Annotated in this window: 31 protein-coding genes; 20 read left to right on the top strand and 11 right to left on the bottom strand. The window is 62.6% G+C overall.

Annotated features, from left to right (window positions below; translation table 11 throughout):
- Positions 1-122: 122 nt before the first annotated feature.
- Complete coding sequence (locus NKJ57_RS18405) at positions 123-1895, bottom strand: adenylate/guanylate cyclase domain-containing protein (RefSeq protein WP_352512078.1); 1773 nt, start codon at positions 1893-1895, stop codon at positions 123-125.
- A gap of 356 nt (positions 1896-2251) precedes the next feature.
- Here NKJ57_RS18405 and NKJ57_RS18400 point away from each other — a divergent pair, with 356 nt between their 5' ends.
- From NKJ57_RS18400 to NKJ57_RS18390, 3 genes are all read left to right on the top strand, one after another.
- Entirely contained in the window at positions 2252-2509 is a 258-nt protein-coding gene (locus NKJ57_RS18400) for a PepSY domain-containing protein (RefSeq protein ID WP_023668990.1), read from the top strand.
- Between the two features lie 84 nt (positions 2510-2593).
- A complete protein-coding gene (locus NKJ57_RS18395; RefSeq protein WP_352512079.1) occupies positions 2594-3334 on the top strand; it encodes a lysozyme inhibitor LprI family protein in 741 nt (246 codons plus the stop codon).
- 91 nt (positions 3335-3425) lie between these two features.
- A complete protein-coding gene (locus NKJ57_RS18390) occupies positions 3426-3896 on the top strand; it encodes a hypothetical protein (RefSeq protein ID WP_023668992.1) in 471 nt (156 codons plus the stop codon).
- Positions 3897-3992: 96 nt separating this feature from the next.
- Here the strand turns inward: NKJ57_RS18390 and NKJ57_RS18385 are convergent, their stop codons facing one another.
- The gene (locus tag NKJ57_RS18385; protein WP_352512081.1) at positions 3993-5873 is read right to left on the bottom strand and encodes a L,D-transpeptidase family protein; all 1881 of its coding nucleotides are present in this window, start codon (positions 5871-5873) and stop codon (positions 3993-3995) included.
- A 212-nt stretch (positions 5874-6085) separates the two neighbouring features.
- Positions 6086-6832, bottom strand: a complete 747-nt coding sequence (locus NKJ57_RS18380; protein ID WP_352512083.1) for a 3-oxoacyl-ACP reductase family protein — start codon at positions 6830-6832, stop codon at positions 6086-6088.
- A gap of 97 nt (positions 6833-6929) precedes the next feature.
- Here NKJ57_RS18380 and NKJ57_RS18375 point away from each other — a divergent pair, with 97 nt between their 5' ends.
- Positions 6930-7538, top strand: coding sequence for a TetR/AcrR family transcriptional regulator (locus NKJ57_RS18375; protein WP_023710494.1), 609 nt, complete (start codon positions 6930-6932; stop codon positions 7536-7538).
- 61 nt (positions 7539-7599) lie between these two features.
- Entirely contained in the window at positions 7600-7998 is a 399-nt protein-coding gene (locus NKJ57_RS18370; RefSeq protein WP_023730568.1) for a rhodanese-like domain-containing protein, read from the top strand.
- A gap of 45 nt (positions 7999-8043) precedes the next feature.
- On the opposite strand, the gene NKJ57_RS18365 is transcribed toward NKJ57_RS18370, so the two are convergent.
- Complete coding sequence (locus NKJ57_RS18365; protein WP_027050911.1) at positions 8044-8952, bottom strand: alpha/beta hydrolase; 909 nt, start codon at positions 8950-8952, stop codon at positions 8044-8046.
- Positions 8953-9000: 48 nt separating this feature from the next.
- On the opposite strand from NKJ57_RS18365, the gene NKJ57_RS18360 reads away from it, so the two are divergent.
- Complete coding sequence (locus tag NKJ57_RS18360; protein ID WP_023668997.1) at positions 9001-9453, top strand: MarR family winged helix-turn-helix transcriptional regulator; 453 nt, start codon at positions 9001-9003, stop codon at positions 9451-9453.
- Positions 9454-9479: 26 nt separating this feature from the next.
- Here the strand turns inward: NKJ57_RS18360 and NKJ57_RS18355 are convergent, their stop codons facing one another.
- A complete protein-coding gene (locus NKJ57_RS18355; RefSeq protein ID WP_352512085.1) occupies positions 9480-10091 on the bottom strand; it encodes a pyridoxamine 5'-phosphate oxidase family protein in 612 nt (203 codons plus the stop codon).
- A 65-nt stretch (positions 10092-10156) separates the two neighbouring features.
- Complete coding sequence (locus NKJ57_RS18350; RefSeq protein WP_023668999.1) at positions 10157-10510, bottom strand: gamma-butyrobetaine hydroxylase family protein; 354 nt, start codon at positions 10508-10510, stop codon at positions 10157-10159.
- A gap of 200 nt (positions 10511-10710) precedes the next feature.
- Between NKJ57_RS18350 and moaA the strand changes: the two genes are divergently transcribed.
- From moaA to NKJ57_RS18335, 3 genes are all read left to right on the top strand, one after another.
- Complete coding sequence (moaA, locus tag NKJ57_RS18345; protein WP_031193366.1) at positions 10711-11706, top strand: GTP 3',8-cyclase MoaA; 996 nt, start codon at positions 10711-10713, stop codon at positions 11704-11706.
- A 52-nt stretch (positions 11707-11758) separates the two neighbouring features.
- Complete coding sequence (locus NKJ57_RS18340) at positions 11759-12259, top strand: hypothetical protein (RefSeq protein WP_023820731.1); 501 nt, start codon at positions 11759-11761, stop codon at positions 12257-12259.
- Between the two features lie 96 nt (positions 12260-12355).
- Entirely contained in the window at positions 12356-12712 is a 357-nt protein-coding gene (locus tag NKJ57_RS18335) for a hypothetical protein (RefSeq protein ID WP_023669002.1), read from the top strand.
- A gap of 144 nt (positions 12713-12856) precedes the next feature.
- On the opposite strand, the gene NKJ57_RS18330 is transcribed toward NKJ57_RS18335, so the two are convergent.
- Positions 12857-12988 (bottom strand): hypothetical protein, encoded by a 132-nt coding sequence (locus NKJ57_RS18330; protein ID WP_280800279.1) that lies wholly within the window; start codon positions 12986-12988, stop codon positions 12857-12859.
- On the opposite strand from NKJ57_RS18330, the gene NKJ57_RS18325 reads away from it, so the two are divergent.
- From NKJ57_RS18325 to NKJ57_RS18275, 11 genes are all read left to right on the top strand, one after another.
- Entirely contained in the window at positions 12939-13859 is a 921-nt protein-coding gene (locus tag NKJ57_RS18325) for a DMT family transporter (protein WP_352512086.1), read from the top strand. The genes NKJ57_RS18330 and NKJ57_RS18325 overlap by 50 nt on opposite strands.
- Before the next feature lie 7 nt (positions 13860-13866).
- Entirely contained in the window at positions 13867-14499 is a 633-nt protein-coding gene (gene mobA / locus NKJ57_RS18320; protein ID WP_352512088.1) for a molybdenum cofactor guanylyltransferase MobA, read from the top strand.
- Complete coding sequence (gene mobB / locus NKJ57_RS18315) at positions 14496-14999, top strand: molybdopterin-guanine dinucleotide biosynthesis protein B (protein ID WP_352512089.1); 504 nt, start codon at positions 14496-14498, stop codon at positions 14997-14999. Before mobA ends, mobB begins: the two co-directional genes overlap by 4 nt.
- Positions 15000-15318: 319 nt before the next feature.
- Entirely contained in the window at positions 15319-16104 is a 786-nt protein-coding gene (locus NKJ57_RS18310) for an ABC transporter substrate-binding protein (RefSeq protein WP_023688509.1), read from the top strand.
- A 74-nt stretch (positions 16105-16178) separates the two neighbouring features.
- A complete protein-coding gene (locus NKJ57_RS18305) occupies positions 16179-16895 on the top strand; it encodes an ABC transporter permease (protein ID WP_023669007.1) in 717 nt (238 codons plus the stop codon).
- Entirely contained in the window at positions 16892-17722 is an 831-nt protein-coding gene (locus NKJ57_RS18300) for an ABC transporter permease (protein WP_023714211.1), read from the top strand. Before NKJ57_RS18305 ends, NKJ57_RS18300 begins: the two co-directional genes overlap by 4 nt.
- 103 nt (positions 17723-17825) lie before the next feature.
- Positions 17826-18695, top strand: a complete 870-nt coding sequence (locus NKJ57_RS18295) for an NAD(P)-dependent oxidoreductase (RefSeq protein WP_023690739.1) — start codon at positions 17826-17828, stop codon at positions 18693-18695.
- Positions 18696-18704: 9 nt separating this feature from the next.
- Positions 18705-19409, top strand: a complete 705-nt coding sequence (locus tag NKJ57_RS18290; protein WP_352512091.1) for a DNA alkylation repair protein — start codon at positions 18705-18707, stop codon at positions 19407-19409.
- Positions 19369-19689, top strand: coding sequence for a hypothetical protein (locus tag NKJ57_RS18285; RefSeq protein WP_245266171.1), 321 nt, complete (start codon positions 19369-19371; stop codon positions 19687-19689). The genes NKJ57_RS18290 and NKJ57_RS18285 overlap by 41 nt, the downstream gene beginning before the upstream one ends.
- A gap of 18 nt (positions 19690-19707) precedes the next feature.
- A complete protein-coding gene (locus tag NKJ57_RS18280; RefSeq protein ID WP_280791736.1) occupies positions 19708-19953 on the top strand; it encodes a GNAT family N-acetyltransferase in 246 nt (81 codons plus the stop codon).
- A 46-nt stretch (positions 19954-19999) separates the two neighbouring features.
- On the top strand, positions 20000-20569 hold the full coding sequence (locus NKJ57_RS18275) for a DUF3299 domain-containing protein (protein WP_352512095.1): 570 nt from the start codon (positions 20000-20002) through the stop codon (positions 20567-20569).
- Between the two features lie 48 nt (positions 20570-20617).
- Here the strand turns inward: NKJ57_RS18275 and NKJ57_RS18270 are convergent, their stop codons facing one another.
- The 4 genes from NKJ57_RS18270 to NKJ57_RS18255 form a co-directional block, all read right to left on the bottom strand.
- Positions 20618-21109 (bottom strand): Lrp/AsnC family transcriptional regulator, encoded by a 492-nt coding sequence (locus NKJ57_RS18270; RefSeq protein WP_023669013.1) that lies wholly within the window; start codon positions 21107-21109, stop codon positions 20618-20620.
- Between the two features lie 143 nt (positions 21110-21252).
- Positions 21253-21870 carry a uracil-DNA glycosylase family protein gene (locus NKJ57_RS18265; protein ID WP_023682484.1) on the bottom strand — a complete coding sequence of 206 codons (618 nt, stop codon included), beginning with the start codon at positions 21868-21870 and terminating at the stop codon, positions 21253-21255.
- Positions 21870-22481, bottom strand: coding sequence for a glutathione S-transferase (locus NKJ57_RS18260; protein WP_352512096.1), 612 nt, complete (start codon positions 22479-22481; stop codon positions 21870-21872). Before NKJ57_RS18260 ends, NKJ57_RS18265 begins: the two co-directional genes overlap by 1 nt.
- A gap of 39 nt (positions 22482-22520) precedes the next feature.
- Complete coding sequence (locus NKJ57_RS18255; protein WP_352512097.1) at positions 22521-23144, bottom strand: thermonuclease family protein; 624 nt, start codon at positions 23142-23144, stop codon at positions 22521-22523.
- Positions 23145-23163: the final 19 nt, after the last annotated feature.

Raw genomic sequence — 23163 nt, 5'->3', positions numbered from 1 at the left:
CAAGCCCCCCGGCTATCCACGTTATTGCGATGCCGGCCGTTCAACGCCTAGGTTTGCATCGGTTGCACGTATGTGAATCTTTTCACAGTTGGTCCATGTTCCAGCCAGCACTGACGCCATGTTCATTTGGCCAGTTGGAAATTGGCGACGAGGAACTCGTTCGCGGCCTTGTCGGTGAACGGTATCCAGCGCACACGCTGTTCTGAAAAATCGGGATGCCGGGTGGTGAAAATGGCCATCTCGCGCCGCGCCTGTTCCGGCCGGCCGCTTCGCATCAGCGCGCCGATCTTCAGGAACCTGGAATAAAAATAGCCGGGAGACAGGTTGAGCGAGCGGTCGGCGGCAGCGATCGCCGCCGGCCAGTTCTCGACCAAACAATAGGCCGCCGTCAGTTCCCCCAGATTGTGGAAGCGGTAGAGGTCGAACGGGCTCAATCGCTCGGTATCGAGAAAGAACGGTATCGCGGTCGCGGCATTGCCGAGCAGCAGCTGGGCGCTGCCCATGGCCGAGCGCGCGAAGGCAAAGCTCGGATTGATGTGGATCGCTTCCTCGAGATGGTCGACGGCCGACCGCGGTTCGCCGCGCATGATGTCGACGGCGCCGAGATGGGCGTGCGGGCGCGCATCCAGGCTGTCCACCAGCAACGCCTTGCGGGCAAACTGCTCGACCTTGTTCAAATCGTCGCTGTCGCCGAAACGCAGCCATGCCCGCCAGAAATACCACCACGCCAGTTCGTTGAGCACGGCGCTCGAGTTGGCGTCCTCGCGGTAGGCCTTCTGGAAGAACTCGAGTGCGGTTTCGGTGTCGCCGCGGGTGCGCCGGTTCATGTGCCAGCGGCCCCGTCGCACCAGTTGCCAGGTCTCCAGGCTTTCCCAGGGAACCTGGAAGGTGCGTGCCTGTTCCGCCCGGTCGACCTCCTTGTCGAGGATCGAAACGATCTCAGCGCCGATCTGGTCGCGCAGGTTGAAGATGTCGACCAGATCGCGATCGAAGCGCTGCGACCACACCAGCCGCCCGTTGGACGCGTCGGCCAGCGAGGTGTTGAGGCGGATCTGGCCACCATTGCGCATCAGCGTGCCGCTGACGATGTAGCGCGCGCCGAGCGCGTTGCCGATCACCCGAGTGCCCAGCGTGTCGTCGCGGAACTGGAAGCTGGAGCCCTTGGCGATGACCGAGAGCCATCTGGTGTTGGAAAGACCATAGATGATGTCCTCGGCGATGCCGTCGGCCATGTAGCCGATGTCATGCTCGCCGCCATCGGCGTGGAAGGGCAGGACGGCGATCGCCGGCGGCCCCTTGGACGACAGCTTCTGCTGCGCATTGGCCTGGGGAATGGCGGCGAAAGACGCCGCCGGCGAGGATCCGTTGCCACTGCGGCCGGCGATCAGAACGCGCACCGGCAAGGCGATGTTCTTCAGCATGAATTCGCCGAGATCGGTGAATTCGGCCGCCGTCTTGTCCTTCACATGGTGCCAGGTCGTCTCCGAAACGGCGAGACCGTCGCCCGGCGCGAATTCCTGGATTCTCGCGGCGATGTTGACGTCGTCGCCGTAGAGGCGTCCACCACGCACGATGACGTCGCCGGTGTTGATGCCGGCCCGAAACGGCATGCGCATGTCGTCGGCAACCTCGGCGTTGAGGGCGACGATGCGGCCCTGGAAATCAAAGGCCGCGCGCAACGCCTCGATCGGATTGCCGAACTCGGCCATGATGCTGTCGCCGGCGTCGCCGAACGTGCGGCCGCCAAATGTGCCACAGCTGTCGGCGATGATGTCGCGCCGTTCCTCGAATGCCGCGACAGCAGACTCGTCGTCGATGCCCATCAGCCTCGAGAACCCGACGGCATCGATAGAAATGATTGTCGCCAGCTGACGGGTGTAGTTCCGTACAGCCATGTTCGAGCCCCCGCTCCCTTTCTGGTTCTGGTCCAGCACAGGCGACGACCCGTTCCTGAAACACTTCGCCGCGCGCTGAGAGATGAAGATTCCGGCGGGGTTGGCGCGCCATGCCACCCCGCCAGGACCAGAAGTCTAGCAGGGTCTTTGGCAAAGCTCTACCACCATCGGGTTGTCCAGCGCGGGCCGTGGCAGCACTCATGGTTGGCCGGCGGTTGGCGCAAATATTGGCGTGCCGTCGCTCTGAGCGCGGCGATCCAGGGCTTCACGGAACCTGCGCACGTCAGCTCTCGGAACAAACTGTGCTGCCTGCGAGTTTCCGGTGCGGTTCATGCCAACGTGAAATGAGGGTAATCATGCGAAATCTTGTTCTGGCGACCGGTGTCGTCGTTCTTCTGGCCGGCTCGACGGCCTTTGCCGCGGATGACAGCCCGCTGCCGCCGACGAATGCCCAGAAACTGTCTGCAATCATCGCCAAGGTCGAGCAGCGCGATGGCTTTCGCTATGTGAAGGAGGTCGACTGGGACAAGGACGGCTACACCGTCACCTATTACACCGCCGACAAGGCGAAAGTCGAAATCACCTTCGATCCCGTCACCGCCGAACCGAAATAGCGCCGATACCGACACCGCTTCGGCAATTCCGTCCGCTGCGTCTTTTGCCTAGAATGGTGGCAGTTGTCGGACAACGGGGCGACCATGCTTTCTTCCAATCGAATTGCCAACTCGCTTGCGCTTGTCGTCGCACTGGCTGGCGGGGCGGTCTGCCTTGGTCCAGCGCGTGCCGACCGACCATCCTTCGACTGCCGCAAAGCCCGCCTGCCGGTGGAAAAGGCGATCTGTGCCGACCCGCAACTGTCGGCAATTGATGCCTTGGTGGCCGAGGCCTTTACGGGTTTCGAGCCAGCCTTTGGCGGCGACAAGCGCAAGATCGCCCGTGCGCTCATCGCCGACAGGAACGCCTGTGGGCAGGATGCCGCCTGCATCATCAGCGCCCAGAACAATGCGCTGCAGACCTACGGCAATGCGCCGTCCTGGGTGCAGGACTACAACATCGCCCTGATCGGCAAGAAGGCGCTCGACACCGCGGCCCGCCATCCGGGCAGCCTCGACCAGCCCCTGCCCTCGTCGATCGGCCAATGCGCCTTGACCCACATCACCGCGCTGACGACGCGGCTCGGCGACGACCCGCTGGAAACCGCCGGCCCTGAAGCCGGCAGCCTGGCGCGGTTCAGCAATGGCGGCGCCGGGGTTTCCTACGAGCGGGAGCCTGGCCTTGCCAGTTCGAAAGCCGGCGATCCTGTCGTCATGTGCCTGATATCGATCCCGAGGGATTGTCCGCAGGGCGACGAGCGCGGGCGGGTCTATTACGGCGTCGACCTCACGATAAAAGGCACATGGGTTTTGCCGGATTCGCAACATCTATGCGGCGGCGCCTGAAGATTTGCCGCAAAGCACTGCTGGATGCACTCTTGCGCCGATCCGCCTTTGATGGCTGAGTGCGCGTAACAGTTGCAGGGCACGGGGGTGCATGGCCATGGTTAAGCATGTTTTGAAGCGCATCCTGATGATGCTTGCCGGCTATTTCGTTTCGGTGCTGATCGGATTGTTCGCGGTCGTGGCGATATATTGCGCACTCGCCGTATTGCCCAACGCGCCGGACTATTTCGGCGCCATGCAATTTTCGCCCATTGTCGTGCTGCTTTGGCCGCCGCTCGGCATGGTCGTCTATTTCCTGACGATCGTGCTGACCGGCCTGCAGACGCTGATCTTCGCGCTGCTCGCCGAATTCTTTGCCCTGCGCAATTTCCTGGTGCACATGCTGTTTGGCGCCGCTGCCGCTGCAGCCGGCTTTTTCCTGGTCTGGCCGGCCGCGGAAGAGGATGCCGGACGCTGGGCCGATATCGGCATCATCGCCGCCGCCGGCCTCGTAGCCGGTCTGGTCTATTGGCTGATCGCGGGCCGCGACGCCGGCTTCCGGCGTCCGCTCATCCAGCGCTGATCGCAGGAAACGGGCGACCGTCCATCGGCCAAAAATCTAATAAAACCAGAGAGACAAAGTGAGTTCCTCGTTCGTTGAACGAGGAACTGCGCTGGTTCAGCTCGTCGGCGAGCGCACCGCTTCAGTCGCTTCCAGCGCCTGCATCAGCCGCGTGTCGCGGTCGTAGACGTCGTTGAAATATTCGACTTTGCCGGACAGATCCGGCCAGGCAGTGAAGTAGGAGACATAGACGGGAATCGTGCGTGTCACGTCTTCGCTGGCATGGCCGTGCTTGAGCTTTTCGGCGATGTCGTCGACCGAGACGCCGAGCACCGCCGCCGCCATCCCACGTGGATCCTGAAGGCGAATACAGCCATGGCTGAGCGCCCGCATATCGCGCTGGAAGAAGGATTTTTGCGGCGTGTCGTGCATGTAGATGGCGTGCTTGTTGGGGAACAGGATCTTCAGTTCGCCCAGCGCATTGGCTTCGCTCGGCTGCTGGCGCACGCTGTAGGGAATGTTGGCGCCGTAGGCGCCCCAATTGACCGAGGAAGAGGGAACCCGCCTGCCGCGCGAATCGGTCACCTCGTAGCCGGCACGGTCGAGATAGCCCGGATCGCCACGCAGCCTTGGCAGCATCTCGTTGACGATGATCGACTGCGGCACGCCCCAATAGGGATGGAAATCGACCTGCTTGATCTCCTTGAAGAAGAAGGCGGTCTGGTTGGTGGTCCGGCCGATGACGACGCGGGTCTTCAGCTTCTCCTCGCCATTGTCGATATAGCTGGCGGTGAAGGCGGGCTGGTTGATAAAGACCCGCGGGCTGCCGAGATCGGACGGCATCCAGCGCAATTCTTCCAGCGCGACCTGCACCTTCTGCAGCCTGTCTGCCTTGGATGCGCCGGCGAGCGAGGCGACGGTGCGCGGGCCGATGACCCCATCGCCCTTCATGCCGGCCTTCACCTGCACGGCCTTGATGATCGGAACCAGTTCGGGAACATAGACATCGCTGGTGCCGAGACGAGACAGGATCTCGCCATAGGCGCCGCCCATCTCGTCGTCGAGATTGCGCGCGATCAGCGTCAGCAGCTTCGGCAGTTCGGCGCTGGTCTCGCCGGGCTTCAGCAACAGCTTGGGATCGACGACGATTTCGTTTTCGGCGCTCGCCTGCAGCGATTCAAGTTCGACGCGCAGCGCCTGATATTCCGCGTTCTGCGGGTGCCGCGATTCGAGGTAGGTGCGCACTTCCTGGGTGTGGGCCAGCGTCTTGAGCGCGCCTTCCATGTCGACCGGCTTCGGCGGAAATTCATAGTAGCCGGTGATGCGATTGGGATCGACGCGCCCGCTCTGGGCGTCACGGGCATAGCGCAGCACGCGCGCCGACAGCGCCATCTCGAAGCGCACGAGTTCCTTCAGATGGGCATCGGCATCGACTGCCGATGCGTTGGCTGCCGGCACCTCGACCGTGTAGTCGGCCGACGTGAGACCATAGCTTGCGGCCTCGCCAAGCACCCTCACCGCGTCCTGGGCGCGGGCATTGGGATTGCCATCATTCACCCAGATGAAATCAGGATTGGCAGAGTAATAGGCAATCAGTGCCTTGGCGATATCGGGCTCGGCATAGAGTTCATAGTCGCTGAGGCCTGCAACGGCTTCACGGAAGGCAGTGCTGGTTGCCGACGGCACAAAGGCGGCGTCTTCAGCTGTTGCCACCTGGGGAGGTGCTGCCACCAATGCGGCAAAGTCGACGCGCACCAGCCGGTCGGCCTTGTAGGTGTAGTAGGACGGACTGCTGATTCTGGTGCCGCCACCGCCCGATACGGCGGGCTTCGGCTTGCGCTTTGGCGGCGGCGGGAATTCGCCTTGCGGCCTGTGCTTGACGCCACCGCCGAACAGCATGTCGAACAGGCCTTGCGCGCTTGCCTGCGGCACACCGAAGGCCAGTGCTGCCGCCACTGCAAGCGGCATCACGGTGGCTTTATTTCCGAGGAATTTCATTAATCACCCGCTCCGGCTGCAAGCCGGCTCCCGTTCCGCGCCGCTAGACGATCTTGCCAACCGCATGGCGGATGTAAGGCGCTACTATACCGATTCATACCGATTTCGTTAAGCTTCCATAAATTTCCGCAGGCCTGTTGCAGAACGGTTTCACAACATCGTGACGTCTGGAGCGGCGTTGCCGCTCCAGACCGGTCAAAGCGGCTGCTGCTTCAGGCGTTGGCGCCACCGTCGATGGTGAGCGCGGCGCCGGTGACGAAGCGCCCTTCCGGACCGGCGAGCCAGGCAACCATGCCGGCGATCTCGTCAGCCTTGCCGAAGCGGGGCGTCGCCATCTTCCGCCGCTGGTGTTCGGCATGCGGGCCTTGGGCCGGGTTCATGTCGGTGTCGGTCGAACCGGGATGAACGACGTTGGCGGTGATGCCGCGCGGACCGAGGTCTCGCGCCAGCGCCTTGGTCAGGCCGACCAGCGCAGCCTTGCTGGTCGAATAGGCGCTGAGGCTGGTGTCGGTGACGCGCTCGGCCAGATTGCTGCCGATCGAAATGATGCGGCCGCCCTCGCCCATGTGAGCCGCTGCCGCCTTCGAGGCCACGAACGGCGCTCTCTGATTGACCTCAATGGTCTCGTCAAAGTCGGCCAGCGACATCTGTTCGATGGGCGCCGCGCGCCAGATGCCGGCGCTGTTGACCAGGATGTCGAGCCGGCCGAAGGCATTCACCGCCTCGGTGACCGAATTTTCGATGGCGGCAGCGTCGCGATTGTCGGCTTGGATGGCGATCGCGCGACCACCTGCCGCTATAATCTCGGCGACGACAGCTTGGGCCGGCGCCGCACTGTTGACATAGGTGATGGCGACGTCGGCGCCATCGGCCGCGAGCCGCTTGGCAATCGCAGCACCAATGCCGCGGCTGCCGCCGGTGACGAGTGCTGCCTTGCCGTTCAATCCGTTCGCTGACATGTCATGCTCCTTTATATAACGATCGATACATAAATCTGGCAACCTTGCCTCGCGACGTCAAGTGAATTATGTATCGGTCAACACAGAAAAGATCATCATGCCGGAAAGAGGCCGTCCCCGCACCTTCGATCGAACCGCCGCCTTGCGGCAGGCGATGGAGCTGTTCTGGGCCAAAGGCTATGAGGGCACCTCGATCGCCGACCTGACCGCGGCGATGGGGATCAGCTCGCCCAGCCTCTATGCCGCCTTCGGCAGCAAGGAGGCGCTGTTTCTGGAAGCGACCGAGTATTACACCCGCAACGAAGGCACCGAGATCTGGAGCGCGCTGGACGAAGCGCCGACGGCATGCCAGGCGATCGAGAATTTCCTGCGCCAGACGGCAAAAGCGTACTCTCAGGACGACCGCCCGCAGGGCTGTCTCATCGCGCTGGGCGCACTGCACCAGGATTCAAGCAGCGGCGCGATCTGCGATGATTTGCGCCGCCGCCGCGCCGAAAACCACACCCTCTTGCTGAGACGGCTGGAACGCGGTGTGGCGGAAGGCGAATTGCCGGCGGGCTTCGACAGCAACGCGGCGGCGACCTTCTATGCGACGGTCCAGCACGGCATGTCGATCCAGGCCCGCGACGGCGCCTCGTGCGAAGCGCTGATGGCCACAGTGGCCGGAGCGATGGCGGCGTGGCAGGGGCTGGTCGGAACAGCGTGACAAAGCGCGGAGCTTGTGCTGGAAATCCAGTCGGCGGCGAATGCGCCGGGAGGGATCATCCGTGAAAAAAGGGTATCGCGAGTTGCTCGACGAGGCCAATGCCGAGATCGAGGTGGTCTCGCCCGAGGAAGCGGCCGGGCTGCTCGACGACGAGGACACCATCTTCGTCGACCTGCGCGATCCACGCGAGATCGAGCGGGACGGCCAGATCCCCGGCGCCAAACATGTCACTCGCGGCATGCTGGAATTCTGGATCGATCCCGAAAGCCCTTACCACAAGCCGTTCTTTGCCTCGGGCAAAAGCTTCGTCTTCTTTTGCGCCGGCGGCTGGCGCTCGGCGCTGGCCGCCAAGACGGCGCAGGATATGGGGCTGTCGCCGGTCAAGCACATCCTTGGCGGCTATACCGCCTGGAAGGCGGCCGGATTGCCCGTCGAGCCGGGCGGCAAGAAGAACGGTTAGCTCACCGCTCCGGCGTTGTCGGAGTCGACAATACACCCATTGGAATCAATGCAGTATCGGCTCGCGCTCGTTTTTGACAAAAGTCACAGCGCGTTCGACAACACCTTTGTCGGCGAGAATGCGACGGTGGCCGAGCCCATCGGCCCAGTGCAGCCGCACATGGCTGCCGGCGCCGGCATAACGTGTGGCATGATCGGCGGGGACTTCGCGGTCGTCCGGCGCGTGGATGACCAGCGTCGGCACCGGCGCCTCAGCCAACTGGCGGTCGCCGGTGAATTCATGCAGCGGCCGGCCCGACAGCCTTTTCACCTGATCGGCCATGGAAACCTGCGAACGCGGACCGACATTGAGCATGCGGCTGAAGTCGGCGAAGATCGCCGGCAGGGAACTTGGCGCGGCGACCAGCACCAGCCGCTCGGCCGCCACTGGGTGGATACCCTTGATCGAACCGGCAATGGCATTGGCGGCGACGGCGCCACCGAAGGAATGGCCGACGATCGCCTTGAACGGACCGAACCATTCGCCGGCGACCCTGACCGCCTCGACCGCATTGACCATATTGAGATGACGGCCCAGCGACTGGCCATGGCCCGGCAGGTCGAGCGAGGCGACCCGGTAGCCCGCATCGCGAAAGCCTTCGATCAGCGCCCGCATATATTCCGTGCGCGAACGCCAGCCATGGACCACCAGCACCGTGCCGGCGGACGCCCTGCCCGGCTCGGGCCGGAATTCGTGCACCATGACGCAGCCGGCCTTGGTCGTCAGCCGATGATGGCGCGCCTCGGCCATGAAGCCGGCGGCGCGGTCGACCGCACGCCGCTCGCCGTCGCTGAGCGCCTTCACGCTCGGCGTGCGGCAGAACAGTTCGAAGGCCGCGCGCCCGCTCAGACGCGGCGCCACAAGCTCGGCCGCGCCGAACACGCCCCGGATGACCTTCAGTCCAAATGATGCCATAGTGGCGATCCATCCATTCCGTTCAAGCATGAACATAATAGTTCAAACATGAACATTAAACAAGAGCTGCCCTGGGACAACCCGCGCTTTCGCAACTGGGTCGCGGTGGCGCGCGCCTGCCATGTGCTGGAGCGTGCGCTGGCGGTAAAGCTGGCGCCGCTGGATCTCAAGCCGGCGCAGCTCGACGTGCTGATGAACCTCTATCGCCATCCCGGCATGTCGCAGCACGATCTCGCCCGCAAGCTGCTGGTCGGCCGCTCCAACATCACCATGCTGTTGCCGCAGCTCGAGGCGCGCGGCCTGCTGCGCCGCGAAGGCGATGAGAAGGACAAGCGCGTGCTGCGGCTGACGCTTACCGAGGCCGGCACGGAGCTTTTGATGAAGGCGCTGAAGGTGCATATGGCGCTGATCGAAAAGGCGATGAGCCAGTCGACAGCGGAACAGTGCGATATGATCGGCGAACAGATGCGCAAGATCTATGACGTGCTGAAGGATACCTGAGCCGTTCGATCCACGCGCCTCCCACCTCACCACATCGTCTTCTTCGCCCGCTCCGGCCATTCCTTGTCGTAAGTACCGGCATCGATATTCTTGCGGCTGGTGACTTCCAGGATTGTTCCGGGTGTCGGCAGCGATTTCGGGTCGACGTGCTTTGCCGGGTTCCACAGCTCCGAGCGAACGATGGCGCGGGCGCACTGGAAATAGACCGAATCGACATCGACCACGGTGACCGAGCGCGCCGGCTTGCCTTCGACGGCGAAGGAGGCGCAAAGCGCGGCGTCGGTGGTGATGCGGGCGCGGCCGTTGACGCGCAGCGTCGTGCCCGAACCCGGCACAAGAAACAGCAGCGCGACGCGAGGATCGCGGATGATGTTCTTAAGCGAATCGGCGCGGTTGTTGCCGCGCCTGTCCGGCATCATCAGCGTTTTCGGGTCATGCATGCGCACAAAGCCGGCGAGATCGCCGCGCGGCGAACAGTCCAGCCCTTCCGGCCCGCTCGTCGCCAGGGCGACAAAAGGCGAGGCTTCGATGAAGGCGGGATATTCGGGAATGACGTGGTCGAGTTCCTTGACCGTCGACGCTTCGCCGGGCAGGCCGTAGAGGGCTTCGAGCTGTTCGACCGTGGTGATGTCAGACATTTTCCCGTCTCCGAACCGTTGCCAGCGTTACCCCCAGTCAATGACGTTTTGCCGACAGTGCCGAACTAGCGGTCGCGGCTCAGTCCCTTCTCCTGGAGCTCGGCGAGATAGGCATTCCAGCGCGCGTCCTTTTCGTGGCCAAGCGTGTGCAGGTAATTCCAGGTGAAGATGCCGGTGTCGTGGAAATCGTCGAAGGTGATGCGCACGGCGTAGTTGCCGACCGGCTCGATCTTCAGGATAGCAACGTTACGCTTGCCGGGAACCGTCACCCGCTGGTCCGGCGAATGGCCCTGCACCTCGGCCGAGGGTGAAGCGACGCGCAGCAGTTCGGCCGGCAGTTCGAACGGCCTATGATCGGGAAAGGTGACGGACAGCAGTTTTCTGTCCTTCGAGACCCTGAGTTCCTTCGGCGCCGTCATTGTTCTGCATCCCGCATCAATCCGCCCTTCCCTACGCTGCTTCGCGCGAGCGGAAAAGGCCATTTGGACCCGGCCGACATCGGATGTCGGCCAGGGAATGTCACCAAAGATCGAGAGCGGCTATCTTGAATGGCGGGTTGGATCGTATCACATAGCCGTATATAACGGCGCCACTCGCAGCCACGGGAATGCTTGAACGCATGGACATGATCGATCCCTTCGGTCGCACGATCAGCTACTTGCGCGTGTCGGTCACCGACCGCTGCGATTTCCGCTGCACCTATTGCATGGCCGAGGACATGGCGTTCCTGCCCAAGAAGGACCTGCTGTCGCTCGAGGAACTCGACCGGCTCTGCACCGTCTTCATCGAAAAGGGCGTGCGCAAACTGCGCCTCACCGGCGGCGAGCCGCTGGTGCGCAAGAACATCATGCATCTGGTGCGGCAGCTGTCGCGGCACTTGAAGAGCGGCGCGCTGGAAGAGTTGACGCTGACCACCAATGGCTCGCAGCTGTCGCGCTTTGCCGCCGAGCTTGCCGATTGCGGTGTCGAGCGCATCAATGTCTCGCTCGACACGCTCGATGCCGACAAGTTCCACGCCATCACCCGCTGGGGCCATCTCGGCAAGGTCATGCAAGGCATCGATGCCGCGCAGGCGGCGGGGCTGAAGGTGAAGCTCAACGCCGTTGCGCTGAAGGACTTCAACGACGTCGAGCTGCCGGAGATGATGCGCTGGGCGCATGGCCGCGGCATGGACTTGACCGTCATCGAAACCATGCCGATGGGCGAGATCGACGCCGACCGGACCGACCAGTATCTGCCGCTATCGCTGCTGCGCGCTTCGCTCGAGCGCCAGTTCACGCTGAGCGACATCCCCTACAAGACCGGCGGTCCGGCCCGCTACGTCCATGTCGCAGAGACCGGCGGCAGGCTGGGCTTCATCACGCCGATGACGCATAATTTCTGCGAAAGCTGCAACCGCGTGCGGCTGACCTGCACCGGCACGCTCTACATGTGCCTGGGTCAGGAGGATGCCGCCGACCTGCGCGCGCCGTTGCGTGCCTCGGAAGGCAACGAGCTGGTCGCTGCTGCCATCGACGAAGCGATCGGCCGCAAGCCGAAAGGCCATGATTTCATCATCGACCGCCGCACCAGCCGCCCGTCGGTGTCGAGACATATGAGCGTCACCGGCGGCTGATTTTCTCCGCGATTGGTGCAGAATGCTTCCGTTGGAAGCGAGGGGGATTTCCATGCAGCGTGTTTGCCAAACCGGGCTGTCAGCGCTGGTCGTGGCCCTATCATTGGCGACCACAGTGGCGCTCGCAAAGCCGTTCACCTACATCAATGCGCGCTATGGCACGGTGTGCACGTTCCCGAGCCAGATTTTCAGCAAGCCGATGCCTGAGTCCCTCAATGGCGACGGTCGAAAATGGCTTAGCCCCGATGGTGCGAGCTTGTCCTGTTACGGCGGATACAAGCTGACGGAAGATACGCCCGACAGTCTGGTTGAAAAGGAAAAAGCCGACCCTGACTCTGGGGAAAAGGTCACTTACAGCAAAACCGGTAAGAACTGGGCAGTGGTCTCAGGCACCAAAGGCGACAAGATCTTCTATACCCGAATCGTCTTCGAAAAAGAGGATGCAATCCATACAGTCTGGATCGAATATCCCGCCTCGCTCAAGGCCAAGTACGACCCACTGGTCGGCGCTATCGGCGACAGCCTGCATGGGGCTGAGCAACACTGGGAATAAATCGCTCTCGACGCTGCAAACCCGATTTACCGCCATCGCGTTCCGCCCTAAATTTCGGCCTATAGCGGCTCGTCGCTCGGTTTGGGGGAATACGACATGCGCACATTCTTACTTTCTCTTGCAATGCTTGGGTTTGCCGCCGCGCCGGCAGCAGCACAGTCCATCGGTGGCAGCTACACCGTTGCGGGCACCAATTTCGACGGCTCGAAATATGGCGGCGAAGCCACCATCACGCTGACCAGCGAGACCACCTGCACCATCCATTGGGAGACGGGCGGATCATCGTCGGACGGCATCTGCATGCGCAACGACGATGCCTTCTCCGCCGGCTATGTCATGGGCAAGGAAATCGGTCTCGTCGTCTACAAGGTAGAGGATGACGGCTCGCTGCACGGCCTGTGGACCATCGCCGGCAAGAACGGCAGCGGCACCGAGGTGCTGACGCCGAAATGAGCCTGCCGGTCATCGGCCAGCCCTCTCAGGGATTTCTATGGGTCACGGGTGAAAATCCGTGGCCTATTTCTTTGACGTTGCTGTCTTGCCGCCGGCTGCTACAGGCTTGGGCGGTTCACCGTTTCGCCGAAACGTCGAACCGCTTTATTCTTTGTTTTCACGCAATTCCGGACGGAAAACCGTTTCACACTTTTCTGGAATTGCTCTTGCAAAACCGGTAACGCCCTTGCCTCTTTCCCCAAACATTCGCGGCGCGCTGTGCATGATGGTGGCCATGATCGGCTTCACCCTCAACGACGCCATCACCAAGTTCTCGTCGGAATCGATGAACATGGCGCAGGTGATGCTGGTGCGCGGCGCCTTTGCGTCGCTGCTCGTCGGCCTGCTCGCCTGGCAGCAAGGCGCGCTCGCGCGACCGAGGTCGATGCTGCAGCCGCTGGTGGCGCTTCGCGTGGTCGCCGAGGCCGGCGCCACCGTCGCCTTCCTTGTGGCATTAGCGCATCTGCCGATCGCCAATGTCTCGGCGGTGCTGCAGGCGCTGCCGCTGGCGGTGACGATGGGGGCGGCACTCGTATTCAGCGAAGCGGTCGGCTGGCGGCGCTGGCTGGCGATCGCGGTCGGCTTCGGCGGCGTTCTGATCATCGTGCGGCCAGGCTTCGAAGGCTTCAGCGTCTATTCGCTGTACGCACTCGTCAGCGTCGCCTGTTGCGCAGTACGTGACCTCGCCACCAAGCGCATCCCGAGGGCTATCCCGACCTTGCTGGTGTCGACGGCAACGGCAATCGCCATGACCATCGTTGGCGCCGTGCTGCTGTCGCCGATGGGCGGCTGGACGCCGATGTCCGGCAAAGGCACGGCACTTTTGGCATTGGCGGCGGTGCTGGTGCTGATCGGCTACCAGTTCATCATCATGGCAATGCGGGCCGGCGACATCTCCTTCATTGCGCCATTCCGCTACACCGCCCTCTTTTGGTCGATGCTGCTTGGCCTCATCATCTTCGGCGATGTCCCCGACCTGCCGATGATCTTCGGCTCCGCCATCATCATCGGCTCCGGCCTCTACGCGCTCTATCGCGAGCGGGTCGTTGGCCGGCAGAAACCCGCAGCCGAAAGCGCTGGACCCGACATGGCGCCGGACGGCATATAGCTTGGCCATGAGCCAAGACATTGCAGGAACTATCCTGGCCGGAGGCCTGTCACGGCGCATGGGCGGCGGCGACAAGACTTTGCTGGCGCTTGGCGGGCGTCCGCTTCTCGACCATGTCGTTGCCCGCCTGGCGCCGCAGGTCGGATCGCTGGCGGTCAGCGCCAATGGTGACCCGGCGCGCTTCGAGGCGGCCGGTCTTCCGGTTCTCGCCGATGCGGTGGAAGGCTATGCCGGACCGCTTGCCGGAATCCTCACCGGCCTCGAATGGGCGGCAGCGAACACCGCTTGCATGGCATTGGCGACGGCCCCCGGCGACACGCCGTTTCTGCCGGTGGATCTGGTGGCAAAGCTGGCCGCTGCCGCGACCAGTCGGCCGGGCTCGATGGCGGTTGCCAGTTCCGGCGGCAGGCGGCATCCGACCTTCGCGCTGTGGCCGCTCGTGCTGCGTGAGGCCTTGCGGCATTTCCTGATCGACGAGGACAACAGGCGCGTCTCCGCCTTCATCGAGCGGCACGACTGTGTCGAAGTGGAATTTCCGTTGCTGACCCACGGCAGTGACGAGATCGACCCGTTCTTCAACATCAACACACCGCACGACCTTGCGGTGGCCGAGCGTCTGTTGCAGAGCATCGGCCCATGAACATCTTCGGCATCACCGGCTGGAAGAATTCCGGCAAGACCACACTGACCGAGAAGCTGGTCACAGAGCTCGTCCGGCGCGGCTGGACAGTGTCGACGGTCAAACACGCCCATCATGAGTTCGACATCGACAAGCCTGGCGCCGACAGCTTTCGTCACCGCCAGGCGGGCGCCACCGAAGTCGCGGTGGTGTCGGGCAAACGCTGGGCGCTGATGCATGAATTGCGCGGTGAGGACGAGCCGACGCTGGAGACGGTCCTGTCGCGGTTGGCCCCGTGCGACATCGTGCTGGTCGAAGGCTACAAGCGCGAGGCGCACAAAAAGATCGAGACCCGGCGGCGGGAGGCCAAGGATCGCTTGCCGCTGTCGGCGAACGACGGACATATCATGGCGATTGCCGCCGACTTCGCGGTTACCGGCGAAAGCCTGCCTGTGTTCGATCTCGACGACACGGGAGGGATAGCCGACTTCATCGAGCGCATGACCGGCCTCAAACCTTGAGGCCCCTGCCCTCGCCCGGGTCAGCCGCCCTCTTCAGCCGTTGCATTGTCTAAGCGCGTCGCGCCTGAACGGCCTCATGCGACGCGCTTCAGGTTGTTTTATTTATGCATGTCGTCGTCCCAAAACCGCTGCGCACTTTTGGGCGACATGCATTAACCCGGCGTCGGCATTGGCTGGACCCGCAAATCCCGCAAGCAACGGTTTTACAGTTGCTTTTCTCCCGAAAACAGTGGGAGTATCGCGCCAGCGGGCGGTCAAAAGCACCGCCCCACAGAGCCGTTCCGGAACGACGGCCGGGAGCCATAAAGAGAGGACTATCATGCGTATTGCACTGCGTATCGCGCTCGCCGCATCGGCTGCGCTGCTGACGCTCGGCGTCGCCCAGGCTCAGGAAACGACCCTGAGAATCGGCACCGAAGGCGCCTACCCCCCATTCAACAACCTGACCTCCGACGGCCAGCTCGTGGGCTTCGACATCGACATCGCCAAGGCGCTCTGCGACGAGATGAAGGTCAAGTGCACCTTCGTCGCCCAGGATTGGGACGGCATCATTCCGGCCCTGCAGGCCGGCAAGTTCGACGCCATCGTCGCCTCGATGTCGATCACGCCGGAGCGCGCCGAGAAGGTCGACTTCACGCACAAATACTACAACACGCCGTCGGCGATCGCGGTACCCAAGGACTCGACCCTCAAGGGCGTGACCAAGGAAGACCTGGCCGGCAAGACCATCGGCGTCGCAACCACGACGACGCATTTCAATTATGCCTCGAAAACCTATACGGACAGCACGGTCAAGGGCTATCCGAGCAGCCCCGAAGAGCAGGCCGATCTCGCCAATGGGCGTCTCGACGCGATTGAGGACGATATCGTCGTGTTGCAGCAGTTCCTGGATTCGCCTGATGGCGCCTGCTGCAAGATTCTCGGCCAGCCCTCGCCGCAGCCGGTCGATATCTTTGGACCGGGCGCCGGCATCGCCGTGCGCAAGGGCGAGACGGATCTGGTCAACAAGTTGAACAGCGCCATCGACGCTATTCGCGCTAACGGAAAGTACAAGGAAATCAACGACAAGTACTTCAAGTTCGACGTCTTCGGCGCCGAGTCCTGATCGTCTGAAACAAGGCGGCAGAGGAACTTTCTCCTGCCGCCTTGGCCTGACAGAAGTGGAGACAAGACCCGTCAATGCCAAGCCAGAACATATGGATACTTCTCACTTGGGGACCCGATGGCTGGATTGACGATATTGCCTATGGCGCACTGGTCACGATTGCGCTCGCGCTGGCGACACTGCCGATCGGCCTGACGATCGGCTTTTTCGTGGCCTGGGCGAAACAATCCGAAGAGCCGTCGCTTCGCGTGGCCGCCAACATCTACACCACGGTGTTTCGCGGCCTGCCGGAACTGGTGACGCTTTTCCTGTTCTTCTTCGGCATGCCGATCCTCTTGCAGTATGTCATCCGTCTGTTCAGGCCGGAAGCGACGGTCGATGTCGACAGCTTCCTCGCCGGCATGATCGTGCTGTCGCTTATCTTTTCGTCCTATTCCAGCGAAGTCTTCCTTTCGGCCTTTCGCGCCATTCCGAAGGGCCAGTATGAAGGCGGCTATGCCATCGGGCTGTCGAAATGGCAGACGATGCGCAAGGTGATCCTGCCGCAGCTGCTGCGCATCGCCTTCCCCGGCCTCGAAAATTGCTGGCTGAGCCTGCTCAAGGACACGGCCCTGGTGTCAGTCGTCAATCTGGCTGAAACCTTGCGCAACGCCGGCGTCGCGGCCCGTGTCACCAAACATTCCTTCCTGTTCTACAGTGTCGCGGCGATGGTGTTTCTCATCCTTGCCATCCTGTCGTCGATCGCCACCGGCTTCATCCTGCGTTCGCTCGGGCGGAGGGAGGCACGATGAGCGTCGTGACGCGCGCCGCCGTCGACATCGAGAAGCCACCACCACGGGCGCGGGGCTGGCCGCGGGCCCGTGTCGTCGGCTATGCACTGGTCGGCTTCTGGATCCTGTTCGGCATCGGCATCGCCGTCTATCTGGTTTACGCCTGGAATGGCGAGTTCTTCGCCAGATACGCGCCTGCCTATCTGCAGGGCTTGGGAACCACGCTTGCGTTGGTGGCCATCTCGATGGTGCTCGGCGCGCTCTTTTCGCTGCCCGTCACCTATGCCCGCATGTCAACGAACCGCTATTTGTCTGTCCTGGCCTATTGCTACGTCTATTTCTTCCGCGGCACGCCACTGCTCGTCCAGGTCTATCTCGTCTATTACGGCCTGGGCTCATTCCGGGTGCAGCTCGAATCCGTCGGACTGTGGTGGTTCTTCCGCGACGCCTTCAATTGCGGTGTGTTCGCCTTCGCGCTCAACACCGCCGCCTACCAGGCCGAAATCCTGCGCGGCGCCATAGAAAGTGTTCCGAGGGGCCAATGGGAGGGCGCTGCTTCGCTCGGCCTGCACAAATTGCAGACGCTGCGCAAGGTCATCCTGCCGCAGGCGTTTATCGTCGCGCTCCGGCCCTATGGCAACGAACTCGTCCTGATGATCAAGGCCTCCGCCATCGTTGCCATCATCACCGTCTATGATTTGATGGGCAACGCGAAGCTCGCCTACGCCAAGTCCTTCGACTTCCAGGCCTATGTCTGGGTCGCCATCGTCTATCTGGTGATGGTCGAGATCCTGCGCCACGGCGTCGAATGGATCGAGCGACGGATCACCATTCATCTGATCCGCTGAGCGGTCGGCTGTACCAGTTGATCGGCTCATGCGCGTCTTGACGAATGGCGCGTAGAGCCTAGAGCTGTCCAAGACAATTCCGTTCCGTCTGAAGGGCAAACCCATGGCATCTGTGGCATTTCTCGGTCTTGGCGTGATGGGCTATCCCATGGCCGGGCACCTCAGGAACAAAGGCGGCCACGACGTCACCGTCTACAACCGCACCGCGGCGAAGGCGGAACAATGGGTGGCCCAGCATGGCGGCAAGCTTGCTTTGACGCCGGCGGACGCCGCAGAGGGCCAGGATTTCGTCTTCTCCTGCGTCGGCAATGACGACGATCTGCGCTCGGTGACGACCGGGGCCGATGGCGCCTTCGCCGCGATGAAAAAAGGCTCCGTCTTCATCGACAACACCACCGCTTCGGCCGAAGTCGCGCGCGAACTGGCCGACGCCGCTGAAAAGGCTGGCTTTTCCTTCCTCGACGCGCCGGTTTCCGGCGGCCAGGCGGGCGCCGAGAACGGCGTGCTGACGGTGATGGTCGGCGGCGAGCAGGCTGCCTTCGACAAAGCCAGGCCGGTCATCGACGCCTTTGCCCGCATGGTCGGGCTGATGGGTCCGTCGGGCGCCGGCCAGCTCACGAAGATGATCAATCAGATCACCATTGCCGGGCTGGTTCAGGGACTGGCCGAAGGCATCCATTTCGGCAAGAAGGCCGGGCTCGACATCGAGAAGGTCATCGAGGTGATTTCCAAGGGCGCTGCCGGGTCATGGCAGATGGAGAACCGACACAAGACGATGAATGCCGGTAAATATGATTTCGGCTTTGCCGTCGACTGGATGCGCAAGGATCTCGGCATCTGCCTCGATGAAGCCGACCGCAATGGCGCCAGACTGCCGGTGACCGCCCTTGTCGACCAGTTCTACAAGGATGTGCAGGCGATGGGCGGCAAGCGCTGGGACACCTCGTCCCTGCTGGCGCGCCTGGAAAAATAGGCGTTCGCAATGGCCGAGCTTTCGCCCCAATCGAGCGCCGATGAGATCGTCGCCCATTTGCGCTCGGTCGGCTCCGAAGACAATCGCCGCGGCATGTTGCGCTACGGTATCAAGACCGAGCGCGCGCTCGGCATCTCGCATGGCATGCAGCGGCAGATCGCCAAAAAGATCAAGCGCAACCACGAACGAGCTTTCGAGCTTTGGCAGACCGGCATCATGGAGGCGCAGTTCATCGCTTCCGTCACGGCCGACCCGAAGCGCTTCTCAGCCGCGGATGCACGACAATGGGCCGCGTCCTTCGATTCCTGGGATATCGTCGACGGCGTCTCCGATCTCTTCGTCGACACGGACGCCTGGAAGGAGCTGATTGAAGAGTTCGCGGCGGACGAGCGCGAGTTCGTTCGACGCACGGCCTTTGCGATGATGGCGTGGTCCGTCGTGCACCGGAAGCAGGAGCCGGTGGCGACTTTCCTCGGCTTCCTGCCGATCATCGAAGCGCATGCCGCCGACAGCCGCAATTTCGTGAAGAAGGCGGCAAACTGGGCGCTTCGTTCGATCGGCAAGCGATCGTTGGAGATGCACGGTGCTGCCCTTGCCGTGGCCGAACGGCTGGCCCAGTCGACCGACAAGACGGCTCGCTGGATTGGCAAGGACGCCGTACGGGAACTCACCAATGCCAAGATCATCGAGCGGATCGCCCCCAGAAAAGGCTGACCTAGCCAACGTCCGGTTCACCGAGGTGACGCGGCAGACGCGCGCCGATTTCGAAGGCCTCTTCGAAGCGCAAGGGCGTCCGAAGTATTGCTGGTGCATGGCCTGGCGGCCCCTGCCCGGCCGCCGCGAGCATGTTCAGCACGCCGAGTTGAAACGGGCCATGATGGCGCTTGTCGAGGCCGGCACGCCGGTCGGAATCTTGGCCCAGATTGACGGCAAGACCGTCGGCTGGTGCTCGGTCGCGCCGCGCCAGACATATCGGAAGCTGACGTCGCAATAGGACGATGACGAGACCGGCATCTGGTCGATCGTCTGCTTTTACGTGCCAAGGGCGCTGCGCGGCGGCGGGCTGGCGGCCGCGCTGCTTGACGCTGCCATAGATCACGCCTTTGCCAAGGGCGCCGGCGTGATCGAGGCCTACCCGGTCGGCGAGGCATCGCCGAGCTACCGTTTCATGGGGTTTCGCGACATGTTCATCGCTCGCGGGTTCCATGAGGTCGGCATGGCCGGCTCTCGCAGACATGTGATGCGGCTCGAGCGTTGACGCGATCGGCCGCGGCGTCTTTACTCCTGCACAAAGGAAGCGGCCGATGAGCAGTCCTCTCAAATCGACCTTGGCGCTTGCAGCCGCGTTGTTGGTGTTCACCGCTACCAACGCCTCAGGCCAAACCGCGCACATCTTCTGGAAAGATCTGCGTCCTGCGACGCAGGCGGTGGCCGAAGATGCCGGCCTGCCGATGATTGCGGCAAAACTGCCCGATCGTGGCGAGACATTGTCGCTCAACCTGCAAGACAAGATAGTACAATTAGCCGGCTACGCATTGCCGGTCGACCGTGATGGCGATCTCGTCTACCAATTCCTGCTGGTGCCGTGGACAGGCGCTTGCAGCCACATGCCGACGCCGCCGCCCAACCAGATCGTGCTGGTGACGCCGGCCCGTCCCTACAAGATGTCGCAGTCCTATGAGTCGGTTGCCGTGACCGGCGCTTTGCGGCCCGGCTTGGAGAAGAGCCAGTTGTTCATTCTCGACGGCGTCAGCATCATCCAGTCCGGCTACACCGTACGCAAAGCCGATGTGGTGGCAGTCGACACGGTGCCGGACACGATCACGCTGCCGGTCAACTCGCCCTGGAGTTTCCTCAACAAAAAGAAGAACTAAACGGCGCCTGCTTGTGCAGCGTCACCGCCCGGTCACAGACAACCGCGCTCAGGCCGCGTTGGCGCCGGATTCCTTGTCCAGCAGCATGTAGTCGAGCGGCATTTCGGTCGTGTACTTGATCTGCTCCATGGCGAAGGACGACGATACGTCGCGGATCTCGATCTTGGCGATCAGCCGCTTGTAGAAGGCGTCATAGGCGGCGATATCGGGCACCACGACGCGCAAGAGATAATCGACGTCGCCGCTCATGCGGTAGAATTCGACCACCTCGGGAAATTCCTGGATGACTTCCGAGAAACGCCGCAGCCATTCATGGCTGTGCGAATTGGTGCGGATCGACACGAAGACGGTGACGCGCACATTGACCTTTTCGTGGTCGAGAATGGCGACGCGCCGCTTGATGACTCCCTCTTCCTCCAGCTTCTGGATGCGGCGCCAGCACGGCGTCGTCGACAGGCCGACTTTCTTGGCGACATCGGCAACCGCGAGCGTCGCGTCCTCCTGCAGGAGGCGGAGAATTTTTCTGTCGAGGCGATCCATTGAGGTGCTCCTGGTGCAGGCCGCGTTCCCTCGGGCGCGACGCGCTTTGGGAATAGATTGGCTATACTCCCTCTTATTTCGACCTTTCACAAGAAAGAAATTCTGCCGGATGGCACAAAAGCGAGTGATATCTTGCTTAAAGTCTAATCTATGCGATAGCGGATTTCCGATCTCAGAAACGGCAGCAAATCCATTTCAAACCATGGATTCTGCTTCAGCCATCCTGAGTTGCGCCATGACGGGTGTGGCAGCGGCAGCACTTTCAGGCTGGCCGGCGCATCCCAGATGGTGCGCCAGTCCTTCACGGTTTCGGTCAGCGACGGCCGGCGCGTGGCGCCCATATGCCAGGATTGCGCGTAGGAGCCGATTGTCAAAACGAGGTCGATCTGCGGCATCAGCGCCATCAGCGGCGCGCGCCAGGCCAGCGCGCATTCTCGGCGCGGCGGCAGGTCGCCGCCCTTAGCGTCCTGGCCGGGGAAGCAGAACCCCATTGGCACGATGGCGAATTTATCCGTGTCGTAGAATTCCTCGCTTGTCACGCCCAGCCAGCTTCGCAAGCGGTCGCCGGAGGCGTCGGTGAACGGCATGCCCGACAAATGCACCTTTGTGCCTGGCGCCTGGCCGGCGAGCAGGATGCGGGCACTGGATGATGGCAGCAGCACCGGGCGCGGCTCGTGCGGCAGTGGCCTGCCGACCGGAGTGTCGACGCAGATGCGGCAGGCGCGGACCTTTGCCGTCAAGCGTTCGAGTTCCGCCTCCATCAGGCGGAAGCGCTCGGACGGCTCGAGACGGCGCTGTACCAGCGCAGCACGTTGGTGCACTCGTCCGGCACTTTGATGCGCGCCGGTTTCATGAAATCCATGGCGATCATGCCGGTGATATCGGCGATCGAATAGGCGTCGCCGGCGGCGAATTCGCGGTTTGCCAGTTCGGGGTCGAGCAGTTTCAGGAATTCGACCGCTTTCGCCTTGTTGGCCTCGCCCCATTGGGGGATCTGCGGAATTTCCCATTCCTTCATCGCCGGATGGATGTGGCGAAAAGCCTGGGCGACGCAGCTGAGCAGATTGAACTCCATGCGCCTTTGCCACATCTCGACCTTGGCCTTGCCGAGCGCGCCTTGCCCGAACAGCGCCGGTTCGGGATGCAGTTCCTCGAAATAGCGGCAGATGGCGACGGATTCGGTGAGGATGGTACCGCCGTCGAGCTCGAGCACCGGCAGCCGCTGCAGCGGGTTGCGCGACCTGACCGGCTCCTGCTTGTGCCCCATCGCACCCATGTCGACCGGCACCAGCGGCACTGCGATGCCCTTTTCGGCGAGGAAAACCCGCACGCGCCGCGGATTGGGGGCGCGGCCGCCGTCGAACAGTTTCATGCTTATCCTCCCGATCTGGTCCTTCAACTATAGTGCTCGTCACCAGAAGCGAAACATCTCTCGCAAGGCGTCACCGACCGAAGCCAGGGTGCCGTGCTTTCTTTCGAGCGGGCCGCCGTGGTGGCTTTCGCGCCAGTCTTGCGGCCGATCGAACGTGCCGGCCCAGATGCCAACCTTGCCGGCGCGGGCAATGGCCTGCTCGGTGTCGAAATCGCCATAGGCAATTGCCCAGCCGGCCTCAACCTGGGCCCGGTTGAGATCCTTTCCACCGGCCTTGCAATCGCCGAGCAGGCGGCCGTAGCGGTCGCGCTGCCAGCCGCTGCAGGTCACCGGATTTCCTGATATCAGCCGCACCAGCGCCTGGCGCGCCAGCCTGCCGCAGGCGTAGTCTGCGCCATCCCTACGGCAGATCTGCTGGTATTCCGGAGCGTCGATGCCGCGCATGCGGATACGTTCGGTGCCAAGAGTGAGTGAATCGCCATCGTTCACGATCGCCGCCCCTTGCGCCTTGCGCGTCTCGAAACGGTCGAGGCGTGCGGCGAGCAGGATCAGCAGGCCGAGCAGAATGACCGTCAGCGCGTAATCCAGCAGCTTGCGCCACAGGCTTCGCGGCGGCGGCGGATAGTATCGCCGGCGCGGCCTTGGCGACCACGAACGGCTCATATGGCAAACAGTCTCTTAA

Source organism: Mesorhizobium sp. M0077, assembly GCF_040322955.1.
Classification (GTDB): domain Bacteria; phylum Pseudomonadota; class Alphaproteobacteria; order Rhizobiales; family Rhizobiaceae; genus Mesorhizobium.
The sequence above is the reverse complement of the archived record's forward strand: the minus strand, read 5'-3'. Positions and strand labels throughout refer to the sequence as shown.